The sequence below is a fragment of the Streptomyces sp. WAC 06738 genome (assembly GCF_003945505.1).
Classification (GTDB): Bacteria; Actinomycetota; Actinomycetes; order Streptomycetales; family Streptomycetaceae; genus Streptomyces.
Genome location: NZ_CP029618.1, coordinates 4,654,360 through 4,671,096, shown reverse-complemented (window position 1 = coordinate 4,671,096; position 16,737 = coordinate 4,654,360). Strand labels below are relative to the sequence as shown.

General features: G+C 66.1%; 27 protein-coding genes. 1 reads left to right on the top strand and 26 read right to left on the bottom strand.

What is annotated here, in order from left to right; genetic code table 11:
• Window positions 1-24: 24 nt before the first annotated feature.
• The 26 genes from DMB38_RS20555 to DMB38_RS20440 all read right to left on the bottom strand — a co-directional run bounded on the left by DMB38_RS20555 (window position 25) and on the right by DMB38_RS20440 (window position 15,565).
• Window positions 25-1,086 (bottom strand): DNA cytosine methyltransferase, encoded by a 1,062-nt coding sequence (locus tag DMB38_RS20555; RefSeq protein ID WP_125936426.1) that lies wholly within the window; start codon window positions 1,084-1,086, stop codon window positions 25-27.
• Between the two features lie 66 nt (window positions 1,087-1,152).
• Window positions 1,153-1,494 carry a hypothetical protein gene (locus tag DMB38_RS20550; protein WP_125936425.1) on the bottom strand — a complete coding sequence of 114 codons (342 nt, stop codon included), beginning with the start codon at window positions 1,492-1,494 and terminating at the stop codon, window positions 1,153-1,155.
• An 8-nt stretch (window positions 1,495-1,502) separates the two neighbouring features.
• A complete protein-coding gene (locus tag DMB38_RS20545; protein ID WP_125936424.1) occupies window positions 1,503-1,949 on the bottom strand; it encodes a hypothetical protein in 447 nt (148 codons plus the stop codon).
• Window positions 1,950-1,961: 12 nt separating this feature from the next.
• Complete coding sequence (locus DMB38_RS20540) at window positions 1,962-2,669, bottom strand: hypothetical protein (RefSeq protein ID WP_125936423.1); 708 nt, start codon at window positions 2,667-2,669, stop codon at window positions 1,962-1,964.
• Window positions 2,670-2,682: 13 nt separating this feature from the next.
• A complete protein-coding gene (locus tag DMB38_RS20535; RefSeq protein WP_125936422.1) occupies window positions 2,683-2,979 on the bottom strand; it encodes a hypothetical protein in 297 nt (98 codons plus the stop codon).
• Entirely contained in the window at window positions 2,976-3,566 is a 591-nt protein-coding gene (locus DMB38_RS20530; protein WP_125936421.1) for a hypothetical protein, read from the bottom strand. Before DMB38_RS20530 ends, DMB38_RS20535 begins: the two co-directional genes overlap by 4 nt.
• Window positions 3,567-3,577: 11 nt before the next feature.
• Window positions 3,578-4,456 (bottom strand): hypothetical protein, encoded by an 879-nt coding sequence (locus tag DMB38_RS20525; RefSeq protein ID WP_125936420.1) that lies wholly within the window; start codon window positions 4,454-4,456, stop codon window positions 3,578-3,580.
• 7 nt (window positions 4,457-4,463) lie between these two features.
• The gene (locus DMB38_RS20520) at window positions 4,464-4,718 is read right to left on the bottom strand and encodes a hypothetical protein (RefSeq protein WP_125936419.1); all 255 of its coding nucleotides are present in this window, start codon (window positions 4,716-4,718) and stop codon (window positions 4,464-4,466) included.
• Window positions 4,715-5,338 (bottom strand): hypothetical protein, encoded by a 624-nt coding sequence (locus DMB38_RS20515; RefSeq protein ID WP_125936418.1) that lies wholly within the window; start codon window positions 5,336-5,338, stop codon window positions 4,715-4,717. The genes DMB38_RS20520 and DMB38_RS20515 overlap by 4 nt, the downstream gene beginning before the upstream one ends.
• A gap of 100 nt (window positions 5,339-5,438) precedes the next feature.
• Window positions 5,439-5,924, bottom strand: coding sequence for a hypothetical protein (locus tag DMB38_RS20510; protein WP_125936417.1), 486 nt, complete (start codon window positions 5,922-5,924; stop codon window positions 5,439-5,441).
• Window positions 5,905-6,693 carry a hypothetical protein gene (locus DMB38_RS20505; protein WP_125936416.1) on the bottom strand — a complete coding sequence of 263 codons (789 nt, stop codon included), beginning with the start codon at window positions 6,691-6,693 and terminating at the stop codon, window positions 5,905-5,907. Before DMB38_RS20505 ends, DMB38_RS20510 begins: the two co-directional genes overlap by 20 nt.
• A 114-nt stretch (window positions 6,694-6,807) precedes the next feature.
• On the bottom strand, window positions 6,808-7,515 hold the full coding sequence (locus DMB38_RS20500; RefSeq protein ID WP_125936415.1) for a hypothetical protein: 708 nt from the start codon (window positions 7,513-7,515) through the stop codon (window positions 6,808-6,810).
• Window positions 7,515-8,096, bottom strand: coding sequence for a hypothetical protein (locus tag DMB38_RS20495; protein ID WP_125936414.1), 582 nt, complete (start codon window positions 8,094-8,096; stop codon window positions 7,515-7,517). Before DMB38_RS20495 ends, DMB38_RS20500 begins: the two co-directional genes overlap by 1 nt.
• 1 nt (window position 8,097) lies before the next feature.
• The gene (locus DMB38_RS20490; protein ID WP_125936413.1) at window positions 8,098-8,352 is read right to left on the bottom strand and encodes a hypothetical protein; all 255 of its coding nucleotides are present in this window, start codon (window positions 8,350-8,352) and stop codon (window positions 8,098-8,100) included.
• A 77-nt stretch (window positions 8,353-8,429) separates the two neighbouring features.
• Complete coding sequence (locus DMB38_RS20485; protein WP_164716060.1) at window positions 8,430-8,717, bottom strand: hypothetical protein; 288 nt, start codon at window positions 8,715-8,717, stop codon at window positions 8,430-8,432.
• Entirely contained in the window at window positions 8,714-9,187 is a 474-nt protein-coding gene (locus DMB38_RS36210) for a hypothetical protein (RefSeq protein WP_164716058.1), read from the bottom strand. Before DMB38_RS36210 ends, DMB38_RS20485 begins: the two co-directional genes overlap by 4 nt.
• Window positions 9,187-9,417 (bottom strand): hypothetical protein, encoded by a 231-nt coding sequence (locus DMB38_RS20480; protein WP_125936411.1) that lies wholly within the window; start codon window positions 9,415-9,417, stop codon window positions 9,187-9,189. The genes DMB38_RS36210 and DMB38_RS20480 overlap by 1 nt, the downstream gene beginning before the upstream one ends.
• Before the next feature lie 138 nt (window positions 9,418-9,555).
• Window positions 9,556-10,062: a hypothetical protein gene (locus DMB38_RS20475; protein ID WP_125936410.1), complete on the bottom strand. Its 507-nt coding sequence runs from the start codon at window positions 10,060-10,062 to the stop codon at window positions 9,556-9,558.
• Between the two features lie 175 nt (window positions 10,063-10,237).
• Window positions 10,238-10,531: a hypothetical protein gene (locus DMB38_RS20470; RefSeq protein ID WP_125936409.1), complete on the bottom strand. Its 294-nt coding sequence runs from the start codon at window positions 10,529-10,531 to the stop codon at window positions 10,238-10,240.
• Window positions 10,528-10,755: a hypothetical protein gene (locus tag DMB38_RS20465; protein WP_125936408.1), complete on the bottom strand. Its 228-nt coding sequence runs from the start codon at window positions 10,753-10,755 to the stop codon at window positions 10,528-10,530. Before DMB38_RS20465 ends, DMB38_RS20470 begins: the two co-directional genes overlap by 4 nt.
• Window positions 10,752-10,904 (bottom strand): hypothetical protein, encoded by a 153-nt coding sequence (locus DMB38_RS36205; RefSeq protein WP_164716057.1) that lies wholly within the window; start codon window positions 10,902-10,904, stop codon window positions 10,752-10,754. Before DMB38_RS36205 ends, DMB38_RS20465 begins: the two co-directional genes overlap by 4 nt.
• Complete coding sequence (locus DMB38_RS20460) at window positions 10,901-11,365, bottom strand: hypothetical protein (protein WP_125936407.1); 465 nt, start codon at window positions 11,363-11,365, stop codon at window positions 10,901-10,903. The genes DMB38_RS36205 and DMB38_RS20460 overlap by 4 nt, the downstream gene beginning before the upstream one ends.
• A 17-nt stretch (window positions 11,366-11,382) precedes the next feature.
• Window positions 11,383-11,628: a hypothetical protein gene (locus DMB38_RS20455; RefSeq protein ID WP_125936406.1), complete on the bottom strand. Its 246-nt coding sequence runs from the start codon at window positions 11,626-11,628 to the stop codon at window positions 11,383-11,385.
• Window positions 11,629-11,714: 86 nt separating this feature from the next.
• Entirely contained in the window at window positions 11,715-12,203 is a 489-nt protein-coding gene (locus DMB38_RS20450) for a hypothetical protein (RefSeq protein ID WP_125936405.1), read from the bottom strand.
• A gap of 38 nt (window positions 12,204-12,241) precedes the next feature.
• Window positions 12,242-12,667 (bottom strand): hypothetical protein, encoded by a 426-nt coding sequence (locus DMB38_RS20445; RefSeq protein ID WP_125936404.1) that lies wholly within the window; start codon window positions 12,665-12,667, stop codon window positions 12,242-12,244.
• A 2,538-nt stretch (window positions 12,668-15,205) separates the two neighbouring features.
• Entirely contained in the window at window positions 15,206-15,565 is a 360-nt protein-coding gene (locus DMB38_RS20440) for an ANTAR domain-containing protein (RefSeq protein WP_125936403.1), read from the bottom strand.
• A 795-nt stretch (window positions 15,566-16,360) separates the two neighbouring features.
• On the opposite strand from DMB38_RS20440, the gene DMB38_RS20435 reads away from it, so the two are divergent.
• Window positions 16,361-16,693: an Lsr2 family protein gene (locus DMB38_RS20435; RefSeq protein ID WP_125936402.1), complete on the top strand. Its 333-nt coding sequence runs from the start codon at window positions 16,361-16,363 to the stop codon at window positions 16,691-16,693.
• Window positions 16,694-16,737 lie beyond the last annotated feature (44 nt).

Here is a 16,737-nt window from a genome sequence, read left to right as displayed (position 1 = left end):
GTCTGGGAAAGGCCGCGCGAATGGTCAGGCGACGCTGCGCAGGGAGGGACGCAGTTCGAGAGCGGTGAGCAGGACTTGCTCGGCCATACGCGGCGGGAAAGCGTTGCCGATCTGCGTCAGGACTTCGGTGCGCGAGCCCTGGAACGGGTGACCCATTTCGAAGGACTGGAGGAGCGCGGCGTCTTGCGCGTAGACGCGGATCTGGTCTTTGCGTCCGCCCTTGTATGCAGGCAGATCGTCAGCGGACATCAGACGGTTGAACGCCACCCACCGGCCTGCGTCCCGCTCGCCATAGAGAGTGGCACGGGCTCCAGACCCCCCGACACAGGAAGGGTCCGCTCCCCCGGCACCAGTGCCCACCGTGACGGTCAGTCCCGGACGGTGGGTCATGCCCCACCCGATCCCCTGAGCCATGGACACCCACGGCCTGAGCGACTGATCGCCGTCCTCCTGGGCCACGTTCTTGCGGTACTTGCGATGGGTCGGCGCGGGCAGCCTGGCCACACCGTGCAGACGCGCAACGAAGATCGCGCGGACACGGGTCTGCGGAACGCCGTACTCCTCCGCGCTCAACTTGCCGGTGGCGACGCTGTAGCCCTCGGCGCGCAGGATGATGGCCAGCGCGTCCCATACCGGCTGCACCGTGGGGACCTGCTCCAGTGTGATCGCTTCGTAGGGCCGCTGCTGGTCGATGGCCTGAAGCGCCCAGCGCAGCGGTTCGAGCACCAGGCCGATCCGCTCGTCTTCGAAGGCGGCCAGGTCCCGGGAGATGTCCTCGCGGTTGGCCATCCGCTTGGCGAGCGCCAGGACGTTGTCCAGTGCCTGACGTCCCTTGCCCAGCCCGTTGATGGCGTACGGCTGGCACGGCGGCGAACCGATCTTGAGGTAGCGGGCCTTGGGGAAGTCGTGCGGTCCGTAGTCACGCACATCACCTTCAACGGTGCCCAGGCCGGCCGCCCGGCGCGTCTCACACGCCGCGTGGTCCTTCTCGATACCCGTCACGCTGATGCCGAGGCCCCGGGCGGCCAAGTCCCAGCCACCGGGGCCGCCGAACAGGTCAACCGCGTCCGCGTTGCTGACATCCATCGCATGGTCTCCTGGCATGAAAAAAGCGGCCCGTATCAGGCCGCGCGAATTTCTGTTGTGTCCCTGCTACTGCTCAATGTGGATCTCGGCGCCCCCGGGCAGGCCGCAGTACATGCACTGTGCGTCCCAGGGGAGGTCGGACCACAGGTAGGAGTCGAAGCCGTGCGGGATCTGCTGCCACAGCGTCAGCGGCTCCCCCGGCTGCGGCATGTGGTCCTCGTTGGGCATGCCGAGGAAGACGGTCGGCAGTTTCTCGACGTCCTTGGCCACGGCCCACTGACTGCCGCCGCCCTCCAGGAGGATCAGGCGCTTGTTCGGGTCGTGGGGGTACCGGGTCCAGTCCCGGTCGACGATGCCCCGCCGTCCGGCGAGCAGCACCACGTCCTCGAAGTGAATGCACTCAGCCATGAATCCCCCTACTGGTGGCCGTACTTCTCGCGGACCTGGGTGAGAAACGCGACGCTCTCGGTGATGCTCACGATGCCGATGATCCTGTCGCGGTGCCGGTCGTGGATGACTTCCATGTGGGCGTACGTCTGGGATGACGTCATGTAGAACCGCTGGCCCTGGTGCTCGCGATAGACGCAGTGCTGGCGAGTCGGGAGCGGCTCGCAGTTGCAGAGCACCACCACCATGTCGAGGATGACGTTCTCCGGGCCCTGGTCCAGCGGCAGGCTCGACTTCGAGAGCGTGGTGCGGATGAGCTGGTCCCGCTGCTCGGGGTCTCCGGGCCGCGTCATCTGGGCCGAGTCGACGATGCACGTCGACCTGCGGGTCTGGCCGGGGCGCCCGGTCCACTGCCAGGAGACGGCGTAGCGCGTACGGACCGAGACTTCTTCCTCGTCCTTCTCAGCGTCGCTCATGTCCAGCCCCTCTCAGTTGCTCGTCTCGTTGTCGATGCCGTACAGGGCGCGAGCGACCTCCGGGTGCTCGCGGTCCCAGTGCCGAAGCAGCCAGTGCGCCCCGCCGTTCCCGTTGAGCGGCCGAGCGTCATGGCCTGCCGCGACCATCTCGTCCCACTGGTGGTGCTTGCCGGCGAGCCCGTAGTGCAGCGCGAAGTCGGCGAACCACGGGGCCGTGCACCCGTGGTGGACCAGGTAGTACAGCTCCTGGTGCCGGGGCTCGGTCCAGCCCTCGACGTCCTCCGGCTGGTCGTGGACGATCGCACCGCGGAAGCCGTAGCGCGAGCCCGGGTGGAAGTCATGCACCGTGGCACCCCAGATGGTGCGGACATGCGCCTTGGCCGGAATGGTGTGCAGGTTGCGGCCGTTGTCGAGGATCACGCGGTAGCGGGGGGTGACCTCGACGATGTCGCCATCGAGGCTCGCGAACCCGTAGGGCTCAAGGAGCTTCTTGGTGATCCACTTCGCCCGGTAGACGACGGTGGCAGGCTTGAACGTGCGCTCCAGCTCCTCCACCACCCTGCCCACCAGACGCTCGGGGGTGGCCAGCGGGAGCGTACGCACGATGGTGCCCCGGTTGTCGTCGTAGATCCCCAGGCGCCGCGGGGTGTCGTCGCGGTTCTTCAGCGTGCGGACCTCGTAGCGCGGGTGGATCTTGCGCTCGGGTGGGGACAGCAGCATGACGTAGCTCCGATCAGTTGCCGGTCGTGGTGAGGATGGTGAGGTCGTCGGGGCTCTGGTGGGACTCGTTGGGGTCGTTCGGGTCGCCCCCGTCCCAGCGCACGTGCACGGGCCAGGGACAGGCGGAGGCCGCCCGCGGGTAGCCACAGCGCGCATGCCCGCACTCTCGGCCCGGCCCGCCGTCACCGACCTGCCGCTGCCACTTGTGCCGCTTGCACAGGCACACCACGACCGTGCCGGTCCAGTTGCTGAACTCGGGATCGTCGAGCGTGACCCGAGTGCCGGGGGCGAGCCGCAGCGCGGTCGTCATCGGTCCTCGTCGGGCAGCAGCACCCGGACCGCCGGGTGCTGGATGGGGATCTGGTCCTCGGACGGGGTGAAGCCCTCCAGCAGCGGGGCGTAGCGCTTGTGGGTCGTGTGGAGTGCCATGACGGCCCACAGACCGGCCTCGGGGGTGGTGGCGATGCCGACGTGGATGGACCCGAGCCGGGTGTCGTACGTCCCGTCGTCACGCTGCTGGAGGTAGCCGATGCCGGACCCGGCTCCTCGCGTGTTGAGGTCCACGAGGAAGTCATCGCCGTTGATCGGCTCCAGGGAGATGAGTACGCCGTGCTTCGGCAGCAGCTCGGGGTTGAGGGGGCGTGGCCGGTCCGTGGGGTTGGTGCGGTCGGACTGCTCGGGCGCCTTGAACCAGTACATGAACTCGGCGGCCAGGTGCTCGGTCCGGAAGCCGTGTACACCGCCCTGCTTTCCGGTGAGGCCGGCGTGCTCGGCGACCCAGCCGGCCCCCTTCGTCAGGTAGGTGACACCGAGGGCCTCACCGGTGTCCTTCAGACTCACCCGCAGGCGGTTGTCGTTGTCGGGGTCGACCTGCTCGAACTTGAATTGCGGCTGCATCCCTTGTTCTCCTACTCGTAGATGCGGGTCTGGAGCTTGACGCGGCTGATGGGCCCGAACGCGTCGCAGATTGCGCCGGTGGTCTCGTCCCACCCGCGCAGGCCCGGGACGCGCAGGACTTCGCTGATCTGGCCCTCGGGGGTGTAGAGGATGATCAGCTCCCGGTCGGTGACGTTGGCGTGGCTGGGCGTCCAGGTGGCGAAGAACTCGGACCCGGACTCAGTCATCCGGCCGTGGAAGTAGAAGACAGCCTGCTTGTAGTCGAGTTCGGGGTTGATGATCTCCGGCTTGGGGCGGCCACGGTTGGGCAGCTTCTCCGCTCCGAATCGGCCGCCGGGCAGGTCGTGCCGCAGGCCGTACTCGCGGTCGCGGAACGTGAAGTAGGCGCTGTACTTGTCGTCGTCGGTGACCACCCGCCAGTCCTCGATGTGCGTGTGGATGAAATCGACGGCGTACTCTCGCCACTCGGTGGCGGATGCCGTAGCCCGCTTGTGCAATTCGGCGTGCACCATGTCGCGCGAGAAGCGCAGAACCTCGATGGACTCCGGACGCCCCGGGCACCCGTTGGTCTGGAAACGGAACCAGTTGACGCGACCGGTCGTGCCGCAGTCGAAGCACCGGGCCTCACGCTCCGCGTCCTTGACCAGCCGGTGTCCTTCGACGATCTCGGTGAACACGCTCTCCGGCATGTGCACGTGGAGCGGGACGATGCGGGCCTTGAGCGAGGGGCGCCGTACGTAGGACTCGCCGCAGGGCTTGCACACCGGATCGCGGAACGGCTCTCGCGTGCCGTCCTCATCGCGGAGCGAGCCCAGCAGCATGTGGGTGGCATCCCCGTCGCACGGGTCATCCGCAGGGCTGATGGACTTGGGATCGGTGGAACAGCGCATGACGCTCCTATGCGGGAAAGGCCGTAGGCACGGCGGGAGTTGAGGGCGCATCTTCGGCGGGCACCGCGCTGTCGTGCGCTTCGGCACACAGCTCGCAGACGTACCCGCCGGGCACCCGGTACTTCCGGGTGTTGGGGACGGGGCCGTGACCATTGCCGAACGCACTGGGGCATTCGTCGTTGGCGCAGTAGAAATGGCTCTGCGCTTCGGGCTCCGGCTCTCCGTCCGGCCACTCGGGGCCGACGTAGACGCTGCGGGTCATGACGGCTCCGCCGCGAGCCAGTACGTGTGGTAGCCGTACTCGAAACGCACGGGGCCGGTCGCCTTGGTGACCAGGTCGACGGCCTGGTGCCGGTCGAGGGTGATGCCCTGGGTCAGGTGCTGCATCGCGCTGAGCTGGGTGGCGCGCAGGAAATGCAACAGGTAGTACTTCGCCTGGTGGAACGGCAGGTAGACGGTGTGGCTGCCGACGGGCATACCGCCGTTGGCACTGCTCTGCTGCCAGCCCGCCGAGAGCTTGGGGGCGTCGGCAACCTCGGGGCCGGCCAGGTACCGGTCGATCACTTCACCGGTGCGCTGCTCGAAGATGCGGTCCCACACGAACGTCTCGTGGGACATCTTCACGTACGCCTCCAGCGCGGCGTCCGCGCTGTCCGTCGACCGGGGCCCCGCGAAGCGCTTGGAGTACGCCCACTCCCCATCACGGAACACGTCGTCCCGGCTCTTGCCCACGAACAGACGGCCGACGACCCACTCCATGCCGCCGCTGGGACCGTGCTCGCGGGCGCCGAGAAACTGCCCGTAGTACCGGTCGTCGTAGTGCTTCTGGCGGGCCAGGTCGACGATCGTCCAGCCTTCGGCGCCTACCCTCGTTCCGATCATGTCTTGTCCTCTCGAATGCAGTAAGCCCACCGCTTCGGGCTGCATCGCGGTGGGCGGTCAAGCGGCCAGGCTGCGCGAGGCCGACCGCACTTGGGGCAGGTCACGTGAGTTCGAGCACGCGACGCGTGGCGTTCTCGGCCGACACCCGCACCAGAGCGCCCCCGGCGGCCGGTCGGCACACCAGGTATCCGGTCGCATAGCCGACGGCGTCCATGTCGTACGGCTCGCATTCCAGACCGAGCACGGCGTGGACCTTGCCGCCGTAGTGGATGAGATCGCCCTGCCGAATTCCGAGGTTGAACATCCACATGTCGATGACGTAGAAGCGCAGGTTCTCGTCACTGATCTGGCGAGGGTGGGAGTAGACGTTGTCCTGGCCGGGGTTGCCGAAGTAGTTCCCGCACGAGTCGAGGAACGTCCATTCCTTCGGCTCATCCCAGTTCTCGTCGGTCCGCGGCTCGATGATCGCGACGTCGTACACCGCGATGTCACCGGCGCGAATTGCTGCTGCGTCCTCGTCCTCGTACTCCTTGAGGTCGATGTCCGAGCGCAGCGCAATCCAGATCTCAGGCGGCAGCAGACGCATTCTGGTTTTCCTTCCACTGCTGGTACAGCTCGGCCGCCGGAGCGGGAACGAGCCACGGGAAGACGTCGGCAAACTCCCGGTACTGCTCGGCGGGCGACTTGTCCCAGCGGTCCTCGCTTGCCGGTCCCGTGATCAGCGTCGGGTCCGCGCGCAGCTCCAGAATCGTGCTCTTCGCATTGCGCTGGTACATCAGCGCCTCGTCCGCGAGCCCGGCCCGCTGCTCCGGCGTGTTGCAGGCGTCGCAGAACCGCTTCTTACGGCCGGACACCTTGTGGATCACGAGCGTCGTGGCGGGCGGCGGGTAGGGCCCGTGCATGCCGATGCACGAGTAGACCCCGTAGTTGTGCTGGGGTCCGCCCTCGTGGACCTGGGACCACTCGGTGATGATCTCGAAGTCGTTGATCTCCTCGACCAGGTCGGCCAGCGGCACGACGTGGCTGCGGGTGTGCTCCGGGTGGAGGAACGCCGCGTGCGGATTGGCGACGTGGCGCCGGTAGTGATTTCCGTCGGGCTTGCGGAAGTTCTCGATCGGGCCGTAGTGGTGCTCGGTGAACCCGTCCTCGACCTCGACCGTGATGCGCACCCAGTCACCGACCATGAAGCGCTTGTAGTGCTTCTCGACGGCCGCCTTCCAGGTCTCGTCCGAGCCGTTGCCGTTGATCCACGCGTCCCGAACGATGCCGTCGATGTTGTACCGGTTCGGGTCGCGCTGCTCCCAGCCCAGCTCTTCCACGGCCTGCTTGCGCAGCTCACGCATATTTGCGCCCATCTTTTCCCTCCCTTGCTGCCAAAAATGAATGGGTGAGCGCCCGGCGCGGGAATTGAACCCGCGAATGCGCAGGGGAGTACGCACCCGGTGAACCTCACCGGCCGGGCCCGACCGTCAGGTGGTCAGTTCCTTGTTGATCCCGGGAAAGGAACGCTGGCCCTTCATCCGGATCTCGTGGGAATGGGTGCCGACCGCGGGCACCTCCTCCTTGCAGACCTCGCAGGTCAGCGTGTGCTCCTCAAACGGCCGGCCGCAGTGCACGCACTCCTCGCCGTCGGTGTCGGGCGTGGAGATCGGCTCGGTCTCCGTCGACTTCGGGTAGTCGACGAACCGGTAGCTGACCCAGTCGTGCACGTGCAGGGCCGCGGCCTGCTTGACGTTGTCGGCGTCGAAGAACTCCGGGTGGGACAGTCCCCACTCGCGCAGCGTCCCCGCGACCGCACGGGCCAGGGCCTGCGGCAGCTCGTAGGAGTCACGCACGTACCGGGTCAGTCCGGCCGCGGTCGGCGACTTCTCCCCGAGCTTCATCCACAGCCCGCACCGGTCGCACTTCTCGTCCTCGATCTCACCGCGCTCCCCGTTCGGCAGCTCGGTCAGCTCGGTGCTCGCCTGCTGCCCGGTGATCGTCTTCGGGAAGTCACCGGAGTCGTAGGAACGCTCGTCGCTGAAGTCGACCCCGACCCGCTCCGCGGCCCGCCGGATCGCCGCCTCATGGTCACCGCCGCGGGCGACCGTGATGCCGTTCGCTCGCATCCGCCCGACCGTGCACGAGGGGCACAGGTTGTCCTGCGCGTAGGTGTAACCGACCACGCCACCGATCATCAGTACGCTCCCACCTTGAGAATCTTGTTGCCGCAGCGCGGGCAGAGGCGATTGCCGTCCGCGTCCTCGGCCAGCTCGTGGAGCTGGAATTCCTTACCGCGCTGGCCGACGCCTTCGACGTAGAACTGCCAGCGGTAGGTGTCCTCGGTCTCGAATGCGTGGCCGCCCTCGCACTCCATCCACGCCTCGGTGAACTTCAGGAAGTCGTCCGGCTCGTCACACGTGAGCCGGTAGAAGTTCGGGTCTTTCACGTGGCTGGGCGGGGAGACCGCGACGTAGTACGTCTCGTCGATCTTGAAGATCGTGAAGTGGACCAATTCGTCGATCCACGAGACGAAATTGCCGGTGTGCTGCGTCTTCAGCTCACCGCTCCAGTGCGGACCGGCGACCTTGTCCCCCTGCTTCTCCCGCCACTTCAGGAACTGGACCGGCCCGTACGGGTAGTCCGACCAGGTCGCGTGCTCCTCCGACCAGGTCTCGTACAGTTCGTCGAGCTTCTCGGACTCCTCGGCCTTGTCCGCCAGCCAGGCGGACCACTCGCCGATAATTCCGTCACCCTCGAACCGCAGGTCAATGCCCATTTCAGGCCCCCACCTTCTCGGCGTTGTAGGTGTACGGCTTGCCGGTCGTCGAATCGGTGTAGATACCGGCCTCACCCCACGTGATGGGGAAGGAGTACGGCTCACCGTCCTTGAGGAGCTGCGCCCCGTGCTCGCGCACCTCCACCTCCATGACCCTGTCGGCGACCTGCAAGGCCAGGCACGCCTCGGACCACGGCATGGTCACGAAAATGCGGTCGCCGATTTCCAGGTCCATTCGCTCCTGCTGCTGCGTCACTGCCCCTCCCAGATAACTGCTGACTGTCGAAAATTCCGGGGCGCGGCGTTGCTGCTGCGTCCTGGACTTCCCCTGGCTCAAGCGCCGATTGCTGTGCGGGTGCCATCGATATGCACCACGAATGCACTACAGAATGCGCGGCCCAGATATTCATGGACCACCACGCGATATTTCGGCTGCCCGTTACGCATGCGCGCTGTCATATGGCGCACGCAGTACGCCGTGACCGGATCGGATTCCTTGCCATCACGGCGCGGCTTGAGTTCCACGTACCGGGTCGCTGTGTCGACCCAAGCGGCCGGTTGATCACCGGCCGGGGGCACGTACTGCTGGAGCATGAAGAACCACAGCAGCCGGCCGGTCACTGGCCCATCAGGCGACGCAGGAGCTGAGCGGCCGGCCCGTCGTCGGCCGGCTCCTCCTCCGGCTCGTCCTCCGGCTCGTCCTCGTCCTCGTCCTCGGGCTCCGGCTCGGGCAGCGCCGTGACCTCGATGGCCACCCACTTGAGCGCCCCGCCGGTGAAGTCCACCGACTCATCGGCCTTCAGCTCGTCCACGCGCCCCTGGACCCAGTCACGCACGGACTCGATGTGGTGGTGGCGACAGTCCCCGTACGCCCGGCAGCGAAGCGAGACGGGATCAAGGACGCAGCCACCCTGGCCGAAGTCCTCCATGCCCGAGAACCCGATCCGCGGGTGGGCACGGAGGAAATCAGCGACCGAATCGGCAACGCCGTTCGACCACTCGATTTCCTCGGTCTCCCTGCTCAGCAGCTTCTGACTCGTCTTCCCGCGCACCGTCCGCTGCTGGCGCCATTCGATCGTGACCGCGTACATCACTCGCCCCGAGTCGTGAGCCGGGTGCCGTTCATCAGCGAGCGGCTGCCGTCATCGCGCTTGATCTCGTACCAGCCGTTGAAGTACTCGCCGCCGGGGTCGCACATCCCCTTTCGCTCGAACTGCTCCGGGTCGACCACGCCCCACTTCCGGTCGTAGTCCAGGACCCGGAGGCCGGGCGTGATCTCGACGCCGTCGAACGTGTGCGTCTCGTCGCTGAGGTCTCGCATCCGATACTCCTTTCCGCCATTCGATGGGCGGACTTTCAAATTCAGGATGGGCAACAGAAAGGGAGCCGACCGGCATTCACACGCGCCGGGGCCCCCTTTCCGTCAGATGGTTCAGTTGTCGTACCGGCTGTTCTGCCGTCACTTCTTCGTCCGGTCGGCCTGCCGGAGCTTGTGGCGCAGATCGGTCTCGTACTCGTCCGCCTTACGGCCGTGGACCTTCTCGTAGGCCGTCAGGTCGACCTCGGGCACGGCGCGGGCGAACTCGGGCACCGACCGGGCCATCAGCCTCATGTACAGGCACGCGGCGGCGGACGTCAGGGGCGCGACCTTGCTGGTCTCGGACAGGACGGCGATCATCTCCGCATCCGTCCCCGGCCTGGTGTCCGCACCCTTGGCCCGGCGGTCGAGGATTTCCCGGCAGTGCGCGCGGTAGAGCGGCTCGCGCAGCAGCATCTCGTTGCCGTTCACGTTGAGCAGGCTGAAGCTGTTCCAGATCGGCCCGGTCCCCCGCGTGCCGGGACGCGGCTTCGGCTCGCCGTGCCGTGCCTGGGCCTTCTCGATCTCGTCCTCGGCCCACTCCATGGCCTCGAACAGGGACTCCAGCAACGGCAGTTCCGGCAGGATCGTCGTGATGTCGATGGTCAAAGAGACCGCCCCCTCTGATTTCGGGCATGAAAAAGGCGCCGCTCGAATGGCGGCGCCGATTGCTGCTGCATCCCTGCCGACCTGACGGTCAGCTGATCGGCAGCCCGACCATGCATGGCGCGCACAGCCACGGCCGGACTCGGTACCTCCCTCGCACCGAGTCCGACCGGAAGCCTTACGCGACGACCGTGTCCACGGCTTCCTTCGACGACTTCCAGCGGTCGAACATCACGGCCGGGTACAGCCACTGCTCCGGCGCGATCTCCGGCGTGTGCCAGACACCGGCCAGCAGATTCGGGCGTCCTACACCGGGGTCGCGCTGGTCCCACACGAACGCGACCGCGTGCCGGGGGTCCCTGCTGTGGCTGCACTCCAGCCGTGACGGCCGGTGCGGCATCCGGCCGGTCGCCGAAAACCACAGCGCGCGAAGCGAGTCCCGGATCAGCCGCTCCCTTTCCCGCTTCCTCATGCGCTCACCTTCTCCAGCCGCACCGTGCGCACCGACTCCGGCTTGTCCTCGCGCACGTGGAGAACCGAGAAGTCGAGTCCGCCGGAGATCGGTCCGACTGCCGTGACCAACTGCGCAGCGAGCGGCGGAAATTGCTCCGCGTCGGCCACGGTGATGTTGAAGAAACCGACCGTGAGCGTGGAGACCGGGTCGAAGACCTCGACCGTGTAGACCAGCGTCGTCACTTCGTACCGCCGATCGTGGCCGGGTCGATCTCGACCGTGCGGCCGTCCTGGTCGGTGACCTTGACCTTGCCGACCGCGAGAGCGGCGGCGGTCGTCCACTCCAGGAACGTGCGGGGCTGACCGGACTTGTCGGTGATCTGGAACGTCATGCTGCGGATTCCTCTCCGAACTGGAAGATCACGGGCGCCACGGGACGGCCGGCCTGGGGGCTGGCCGGCTGGACCTCGGGGCTGGAAAAAGTGATGAGCTGGACCGACTCAACCGGGGTTGACTCACGCGGGTAGTCCTCCGGCACGATGCGCACGGGCTTACCCAGGAATTCGGCGTTGTGGTTGCGTCCGTGCTCGGCCTCCCACTTCGACAGGCCCCACGCGCCCCACAGCTCGCGCCATCCCTCACCGTCGCCCCAGTCGATTTCGAGGCGGAATGTCGGCACGGCACCGATCGACCAGAGCACACGGTCCGCCTCATCGATGAGCCGCACCCCGCCCGGGTAAAGGTCCGACCGCCCGCCGTAGAACTTGCGCGCGTCGGAAATCGCACGGGCCTTTTCGTTCTCCGGCCACCGCTGCCCGCTGTACACGGTCCACACGCGGCGCGCGTCGAACATCTGAAGTCGGATGAGCCTCACAGCGTCACCCGCTTGAACTTCCGGTCCCGGATCTCGCGGCGCAGCTTGGTGCGTGCGCGGCATGCGTCGGTGTGCCATCGGGCCACCATTTCCGGCGTGATCCCGGAGTGCTCGCGCTCCAACTGCCGCAACCCCGACAGGGAAATGCGTGCGCTTGCGAGTCGGCACTGACCACCGAAACCACTGAGATGCTCGGCGATGACGACGCGACGCGCCGCACCCCGCCGCAGGATGTTGTGCATCCGATAATTCCCCTTCCCGGGCATGGAAAAGGGCGCCACCCCGCGACGGTTTCCCGCCCGGAATGACGCCCTTATGTGTGCTGCTGTCAGGCAGCGATGGAGTAGCGGACCGACGCCCCGTGCTTGCGCGCGTAGACGTCTACCGTCAGGTCGTCCGGGTCGTCGAGGACCCCGACACAGAACCAGTCACCGGACAGATCACCGTCGGCCAGGTGCTTGCGCGTGACGTCCTTGATCTCCGCCGGGAGATCGGCCGCCTTGATCGGCCGGTAGACCGTCGGCACGGCCGCCGCCTTGACCGGCTCCGGCGCGGGCTCCGGCGCCTTGACCGGCGCGGCCTCACCCGTGGCGGCCTGCCACACCGTCTTGGGGGTCGGGATCACGGCCGAGTCACGGGCCGGGGTGTGCGGCAACTCGCCCGGGTCCGGCTTGCTGGCGAACGTCCCGGCCACCGTCGCGCGGGTGCGGTCGACGTTGCCCGCGGCGAGCGTGGCGAGCGGCGAACGCGTGGCCACGCCGCGCCATTCCGTGAGCGTGGCGCGCGTGTCCGCTTCCTGCTGACGGATGCGCCCCATGCGGCGAGCGGCCTTACGGCGTGCGGTCGTGCGACGGCTCATGACTGCCTCTTTTCCATGGCTCGAATGGACTTGCGGAATTCACGCGCGTCACTCTGCGCGTATTCCGCGACGACAAGGTTTCCGCGTGCTTTCGCTTCCCGGGCACGCGTCAGCGCGTGATCACGCGCCGCACGCAAACCGTCAAGCGTGGTCAGGTCGAATTCCGGCGCAATCTCGCGCGGCTCATCCGTCGCGAAATATCCGCCGTTGTCCGAGTAGCCCATGCCGCGCGTGAAACTTCCGGGCGCGTAGGTGGGGGACTCCCCGTAACCGGCCGGACGGCCGGACACGATGTGACGCTTAGGGGTGCGCAGGTTCTTACCCGTGTGCGCGCGGAACGGCTGGTTTTGCTTCTGTCGCACGTTGTCACGCGCGCCACGCAAGTTGATACGGCCGCCGTAGTCCACACGGACGGTAGCCATTTCCACTTTGTAACTCCGCGTACGACTGTCCGCGGACCACGTGCTAGCGGGCCCCTGTACGTCACGCTTAACGCTCATGTCTGCCCCCTTCCCTGGGTTGTGTGCGAGTGAGTGAGTACGCGCGGTAGGTATCGCACCTACCTGATACGGGCGGAGTTTTTCTCTCCCCCGTTCAGCCTGATATTCGCGCGTGCCATTCTCCGGAGATTCAGCCGCTAAATGCGGCCTACGCGTTTCGCTAGGCATGCCCCCGCACCACATCCATGGTTTCAAGGGGGCAGAAAATCCCGGCACCTGTTATCGACTCTCGCCCGGTGCTTGATTCTGTCCGCTGTGCGCCACACTCTCCCAAACAGGACCGGACGAAATTGGGAGGTATACCGAAGTAGACCCAAGATCATCTCTGCCAGCTGGCAAAGTACAGACGTGTCACACTGTGTTCACTCGACATACGGGCCTCTTGGTATGGCCCTAGGGCATGCGCACGGGTGGTTTCTGCATTCCAGCAGACCTATCCCGTACAGGGTCCCTAGATACCAATCGCGATTGCGTCGCAAGATCACACGCGGTGGGATTTTGCTGAAAACGTCACTCCCGACTCTCCCGAAGTCAAGGGCGCGAGCAACCGCGCGAATGATGGAGAAACCGGGGGACAGTTTTCGTCCCTGTACGCTATTCCGCCCTAACCGTTTCGCTTGCACGACTGCCCGCCAGTCGGAGCCACCCGACACGTCCCATGCCCGCCAGTTGCGCGAGAGCCCTACTAGAGGGAATGCCCGCAACCGAGCTAGCCAGGAAACCTAGTCCTCCCACGCGAGAGCCCTTTACAGGGAATGCCCGGGGAAAACCGCGGTCCGGCATCAGCGCACGCCCGAAACAGGGCTTTGCTGTGCTCGCGTCTGGTCATGCCGCGCCGGAAAATGCCCGCGTGCACGCCAGGGATACGCGCGTTACTCGCGCGCCTGTTTCCACTCACCTCCCTTGCCGTTCGGGACCCCCCAGGGAGGGGGGCCGCCGCCGCCCCCTTGCGGTTGCGGTGACAGGTACGACGTTAGGGGTACAGGGCGGGTGCGTGTACCCCTTTTCCGCGAGGAATTTGGGCCTGGCGACGTTTGTGCAGCTCAGAGGCATGATCAGCCCCTAAAGAATCTTGAAAACTGCCGGGAAATCTCAGAATGTGGACGATCTAGGTGTCCGCATTGCCCGGATGAATACGGACAGAAGGTGATGTGTCGCTTAGTTCCTTATGAATGCAGCTCTATGCGTGCATGTCATGCCAAAAATTCAAGATCACCGGCATGGGCCCGCGAAGATCGTTGTACCGCGGGTAACGGGTCTGACCTGCGAAAACGCAATTTTCTGATACAGCGTCAGAAATAGCCGTGAGCCTGCCCGCACGCCCGGAATTTCACGCTGCGTAGACGAAAATCGGGGGAAATTCACGGAGAGTCACCGCGCCGCTGTGCGCCTCCCTGGGGGCCGCTCCCCCCGCCGGGGCCCTCCGTCCGGCGACGCTCCCCCGGGCCCGCACACGGCCGGTGACGTGCGCGCATGGCGCCAATCCGGCCGTGCCGTCCGGCCGTATCCGGCCCGTGCGCGCTGCTGTGTGACCGTGTCGCGGCCTATCTCGGCGCGCGGGTCGCTCGGTACCCTCACGGTGTCCGGCGCGGCAGAACGGCGCTCAGCGCCTCGCCTCCACATACCAGGGCATGACGGACACGCCCTAGAAAATGCCTGGGCGCGAAAATTCGGGGGTTCTAGAGCATCTGCCCTCTTGCGCTACACATGAGAGGAGTACGCCTATAAGGCATGCTCGCCCCGCTATGCCTGGCCCGTGCTCATGCGTCCTGCTTCCTGCCTGCATGCGCGGCTCATGCCCGTCTGCGGCATCCGAGGTGGTAACTCCCCCTTGCCTCAGATATTGCTTATGCCAGGGCCGCACCGTATATACCGAAGTGCCCCATAAGGGCAGTACCTCATGCTTGCCCACATACGCGGGGTAACTTGCGCTATGAGTGTAATGGGCTTTACGTCCATATTTGCTGTGCAAACCGGAATTCGCACTCCATTTGCGCTACGCAGCGCGCACGACTGGTTACGCTCGGCTCAACATTACACATGGTAGCTGGGACTACCGTGCGTTAATACGGACATGAGCGGACATTGACGACCTAGGCGACATGGGGGGTGTTTGCCTACAGACCCGGGCATGCCTCACAATCGCCTCTATAGCCACATGTGGCGCGTATGGTGCGAATGCCGCGCGGGGGTCGAATCCACGCAAACGGCACCCCCCACCATTAACCGGGCAAAGCGGACACTGGGGGGCCTGGGCCTTGATACGCATATCGGCCCTCCCTCCAGAGGCAGTGTCCGTCCGCCGGCAGTGGCCGGAAGCAGAAATTCCGGTTAGGGGCTCGCAGCCGACGGCCGCGGGCTGGTGCTCGGCCGGCACTTCCAGGATCGCTGTACGGCCCAACGCCGCGGACTGATGCGCCAGATGCCGTCTCAGGTCCAACCGACCGAGCAGAGTTGAGACTAGCGCAGCGGGCCGCGAGGAGTGCCGCCGTACCGGATGACGGCTCGTTGCAGTTCAGCCCGCTCCCCCTTGGTCAGAGGGGTGCCCTGAGCGAATTTCAGGACGTCCTCAGCGACGACGCGGAGCTTGGTGTTGGTGTGCTGAGACACGTCGCGCAGAACGCGCCATGCCTCCTCCGGCGGGATCTGTCCGAAGGCGACGACGACACCCATGGCTTGGTCGATGACCGCGTGCGAGGCGGTGGCTTGCTCCAGGTCGACATACGCGGCTTCGAGGCGCTCGACCTCCTGGACCAGATCGGCGACGGACCAGAACTTCAGGGGCTGAGAAGGCAACAGCACGAAGAAGGTCAAGGTCATGAGTCCACCTCACTGAGCCGAGTAGCACTGCACGTTGCACCGCGTCTTCTCCCAGCGGGCAGCATACGTGCGGTGTTACACCGTGAAGGTCGTGCGTACTGCATTCGAGTGCATGCGGGGGATTTGGTAGCGGAAAATGGCTTTCGCGTCGCTAAGGTCAAAGTCGTGCGGCGGGAGCAGGTACCTGGTGGACGCTAGGGGCCAGGCCGTTCGAGTGCGACCGCGCGGTCTGGGAAGTGCCGACCACCGGGCCCGAAGACCAGCTCCCGCCGCATGCCCTCGCCAGGGTGAGAAATGGCGGGGGTCAAGAATTTCGGGGTGAGTAATTCGTAAGCGCTGGACGGGAGTTGGCGCCTGGCGGCACGGTGAGCTTGTGACCAAGCCTCCAGCAGCGGACTACGTGCCCGACGCCATCGGCCGGCGCTTCCCCAAGTGCGGTACGCACGGCATCCGTACGCTTCGTGCGGTGCGCGCGGCTCCCGAGGGGATTGGCGGCTGGGGCCTGCTGTGCCCTGGGCCTCCAGAGGGCCCGCCGCACGTAATTCCCGTGCGCGAGCCGGGGCCCGCGCATACGGACCGCTTCCCGCGGTGCCCAGTCTGTGGTGTGGAACCGGGGGCGATCCGGCCCGCGCTCAGCGAACAGTCCGTGCTCGTCGAGCGGTTCACGTTCGTGGCGTGCGGTCACACCATGGCCGTGCCGTGGGCCGTGGCGTTGGGCTTCTGACGGATTCTCGGCTGAGTGACGCCGTGGCAGTCTCTGCCCGCCACTCCAGCGCGACTGGGTAGCATCCGGCCATGGTTCAGAAGACTGTGGTTTATTTCGAAGACGACCTCACCGGCGAAAAGTCGGACGAGGTCAGCACGCATGCGTTTTCCCTGAACGGCGTTGAGTACGAAATCGACCTCACGCCGGATAACTACGACAAGTTGGACGAGGCGCTTCGGCCGTTCATCGAGAAGGGCCGGAAGGTAGGCCGGTCCAAAGGGGCGGGGCGGGCGCGCAAGGCCGCCACGGATGGTCCAAGTGCTGAGGAGGTCCGTACGTGGGCCCGCGCGAACGGTCATGAGGTGAACGACCGCGGTCGCGTTCCTCGGGAAATCCGGGCGGCGTTCGACGCCGCCCACTGACCCCCGGACGCTAAGCAGAGGCCGGCGGCTCCTTCGGGGGATGA

Bases quoted from the DNA above. Each gene is read 5' to 3' on its own strand.
- DMB38_RS20555 (WP_125936426.1), bottom strand. From the start codon at position 1,086: ATGGATGTCAGCAACGCGGACGCGGTTGACCTGTTCGGCGGCCCCGGT.
- DMB38_RS20550 (WP_125936425.1), bottom strand. From the start codon at position 1,494: ATGGCTGAGTGCATTCACTTCGAGGACGTGGTGCTGCTCGCCGGACGG.
- DMB38_RS20545 (WP_125936424.1), bottom strand. From the start codon at position 1,949: ATGAGCGACGCTGAGAAGGACGAGGAAGAAGTCTCGGTCCGTACGCGC.
- DMB38_RS20540 (WP_125936423.1), bottom strand. From the start codon at position 2,669: ATGCTGCTGTCCCCACCCGAGCGCAAGATCCACCCGCGCTACGAGGTC.
- DMB38_RS20535 (WP_125936422.1), bottom strand. From the start codon at position 2,979: ATGACGACCGCGCTGCGGCTCGCCCCCGGCACTCGGGTCACGCTCGAC.
- DMB38_RS20530 (WP_125936421.1), bottom strand. From the start codon at position 3,566: ATGCAGCCGCAATTCAAGTTCGAGCAGGTCGACCCCGACAACGACAAC.
- DMB38_RS20525 (WP_125936420.1), bottom strand. From the start codon at position 4,456: ATGCGCTGTTCCACCGATCCCAAGTCCATCAGCCCTGCGGATGACCCG.
- DMB38_RS20520 (WP_125936419.1), bottom strand. From the start codon at position 4,718: ATGACCCGCAGCGTCTACGTCGGCCCCGAGTGGCCGGACGGAGAGCCG.
- DMB38_RS20515 (WP_125936418.1), bottom strand. From the start codon at position 5,338: ATGATCGGAACGAGGGTAGGCGCCGAAGGCTGGACGATCGTCGACCTG.
- DMB38_RS20510 (WP_125936417.1), bottom strand. From the start codon at position 5,924: ATGCGTCTGCTGCCGCCTGAGATCTGGATTGCGCTGCGCTCGGACATC.
- DMB38_RS20505 (WP_125936416.1), bottom strand. From the start codon at position 6,693: ATGGGCGCAAATATGCGTGAGCTGCGCAAGCAGGCCGTGGAAGAGCTG.
- DMB38_RS20500 (WP_125936415.1), bottom strand. From the start codon at position 7,515: ATGATCGGTGGCGTGGTCGGTTACACCTACGCGCAGGACAACCTGTGC.
- DMB38_RS20495 (WP_125936414.1), bottom strand. From the start codon at position 8,096: ATGGGCATTGACCTGCGGTTCGAGGGTGACGGAATTATCGGCGAGTGG.
- DMB38_RS36210 (WP_164716058.1), bottom strand. From the start codon at position 9,187: ATGTACGCGGTCACGATCGAATGGCGCCAGCAGCGGACGGTGCGCGGG.
- DMB38_RS20480 (WP_125936411.1), bottom strand. From the start codon at position 9,417: ATGCGAGACCTCAGCGACGAGACGCACACGTTCGACGGCGTCGAGATC.
- DMB38_RS20470 (WP_125936409.1), bottom strand. From the start codon at position 10,531: ATGAGGAAGCGGGAAAGGGAGCGGCTGATCCGGGACTCGCTTCGCGCG.
- DMB38_RS36205 (WP_164716057.1), bottom strand. From the start codon at position 10,904: ATGACGTTCCAGATCACCGACAAGTCCGGTCAGCCCCGCACGTTCCTG.
- DMB38_RS20460 (WP_125936407.1), bottom strand. From the start codon at position 11,365: ATGTTCGACGCGCGCCGCGTGTGGACCGTGTACAGCGGGCAGCGGTGG.
- DMB38_RS20455 (WP_125936406.1), bottom strand. From the start codon at position 11,628: ATGCACAACATCCTGCGGCGGGGTGCGGCGCGTCGCGTCGTCATCGCC.
- DMB38_RS20450 (WP_125936405.1), bottom strand. From the start codon at position 12,203: ATGGGGCGCATCCGTCAGCAGGAAGCGGACACGCGCGCCACGCTCACG.
- DMB38_RS20445 (WP_125936404.1), bottom strand. From the start codon at position 12,667: ATGGCTACCGTCCGTGTGGACTACGGCGGCCGTATCAACTTGCGTGGC.
- DMB38_RS20440 (WP_125936403.1), bottom strand. From the start codon at position 15,565: ATGACCTTGACCTTCTTCGTGCTGTTGCCTTCTCAGCCCCTGAAGTTC.
- DMB38_RS20435 (WP_125936402.1), top strand. From the start codon at position 16,361: ATGGTTCAGAAGACTGTGGTTTATTTCGAAGACGACCTCACCGGCGAA.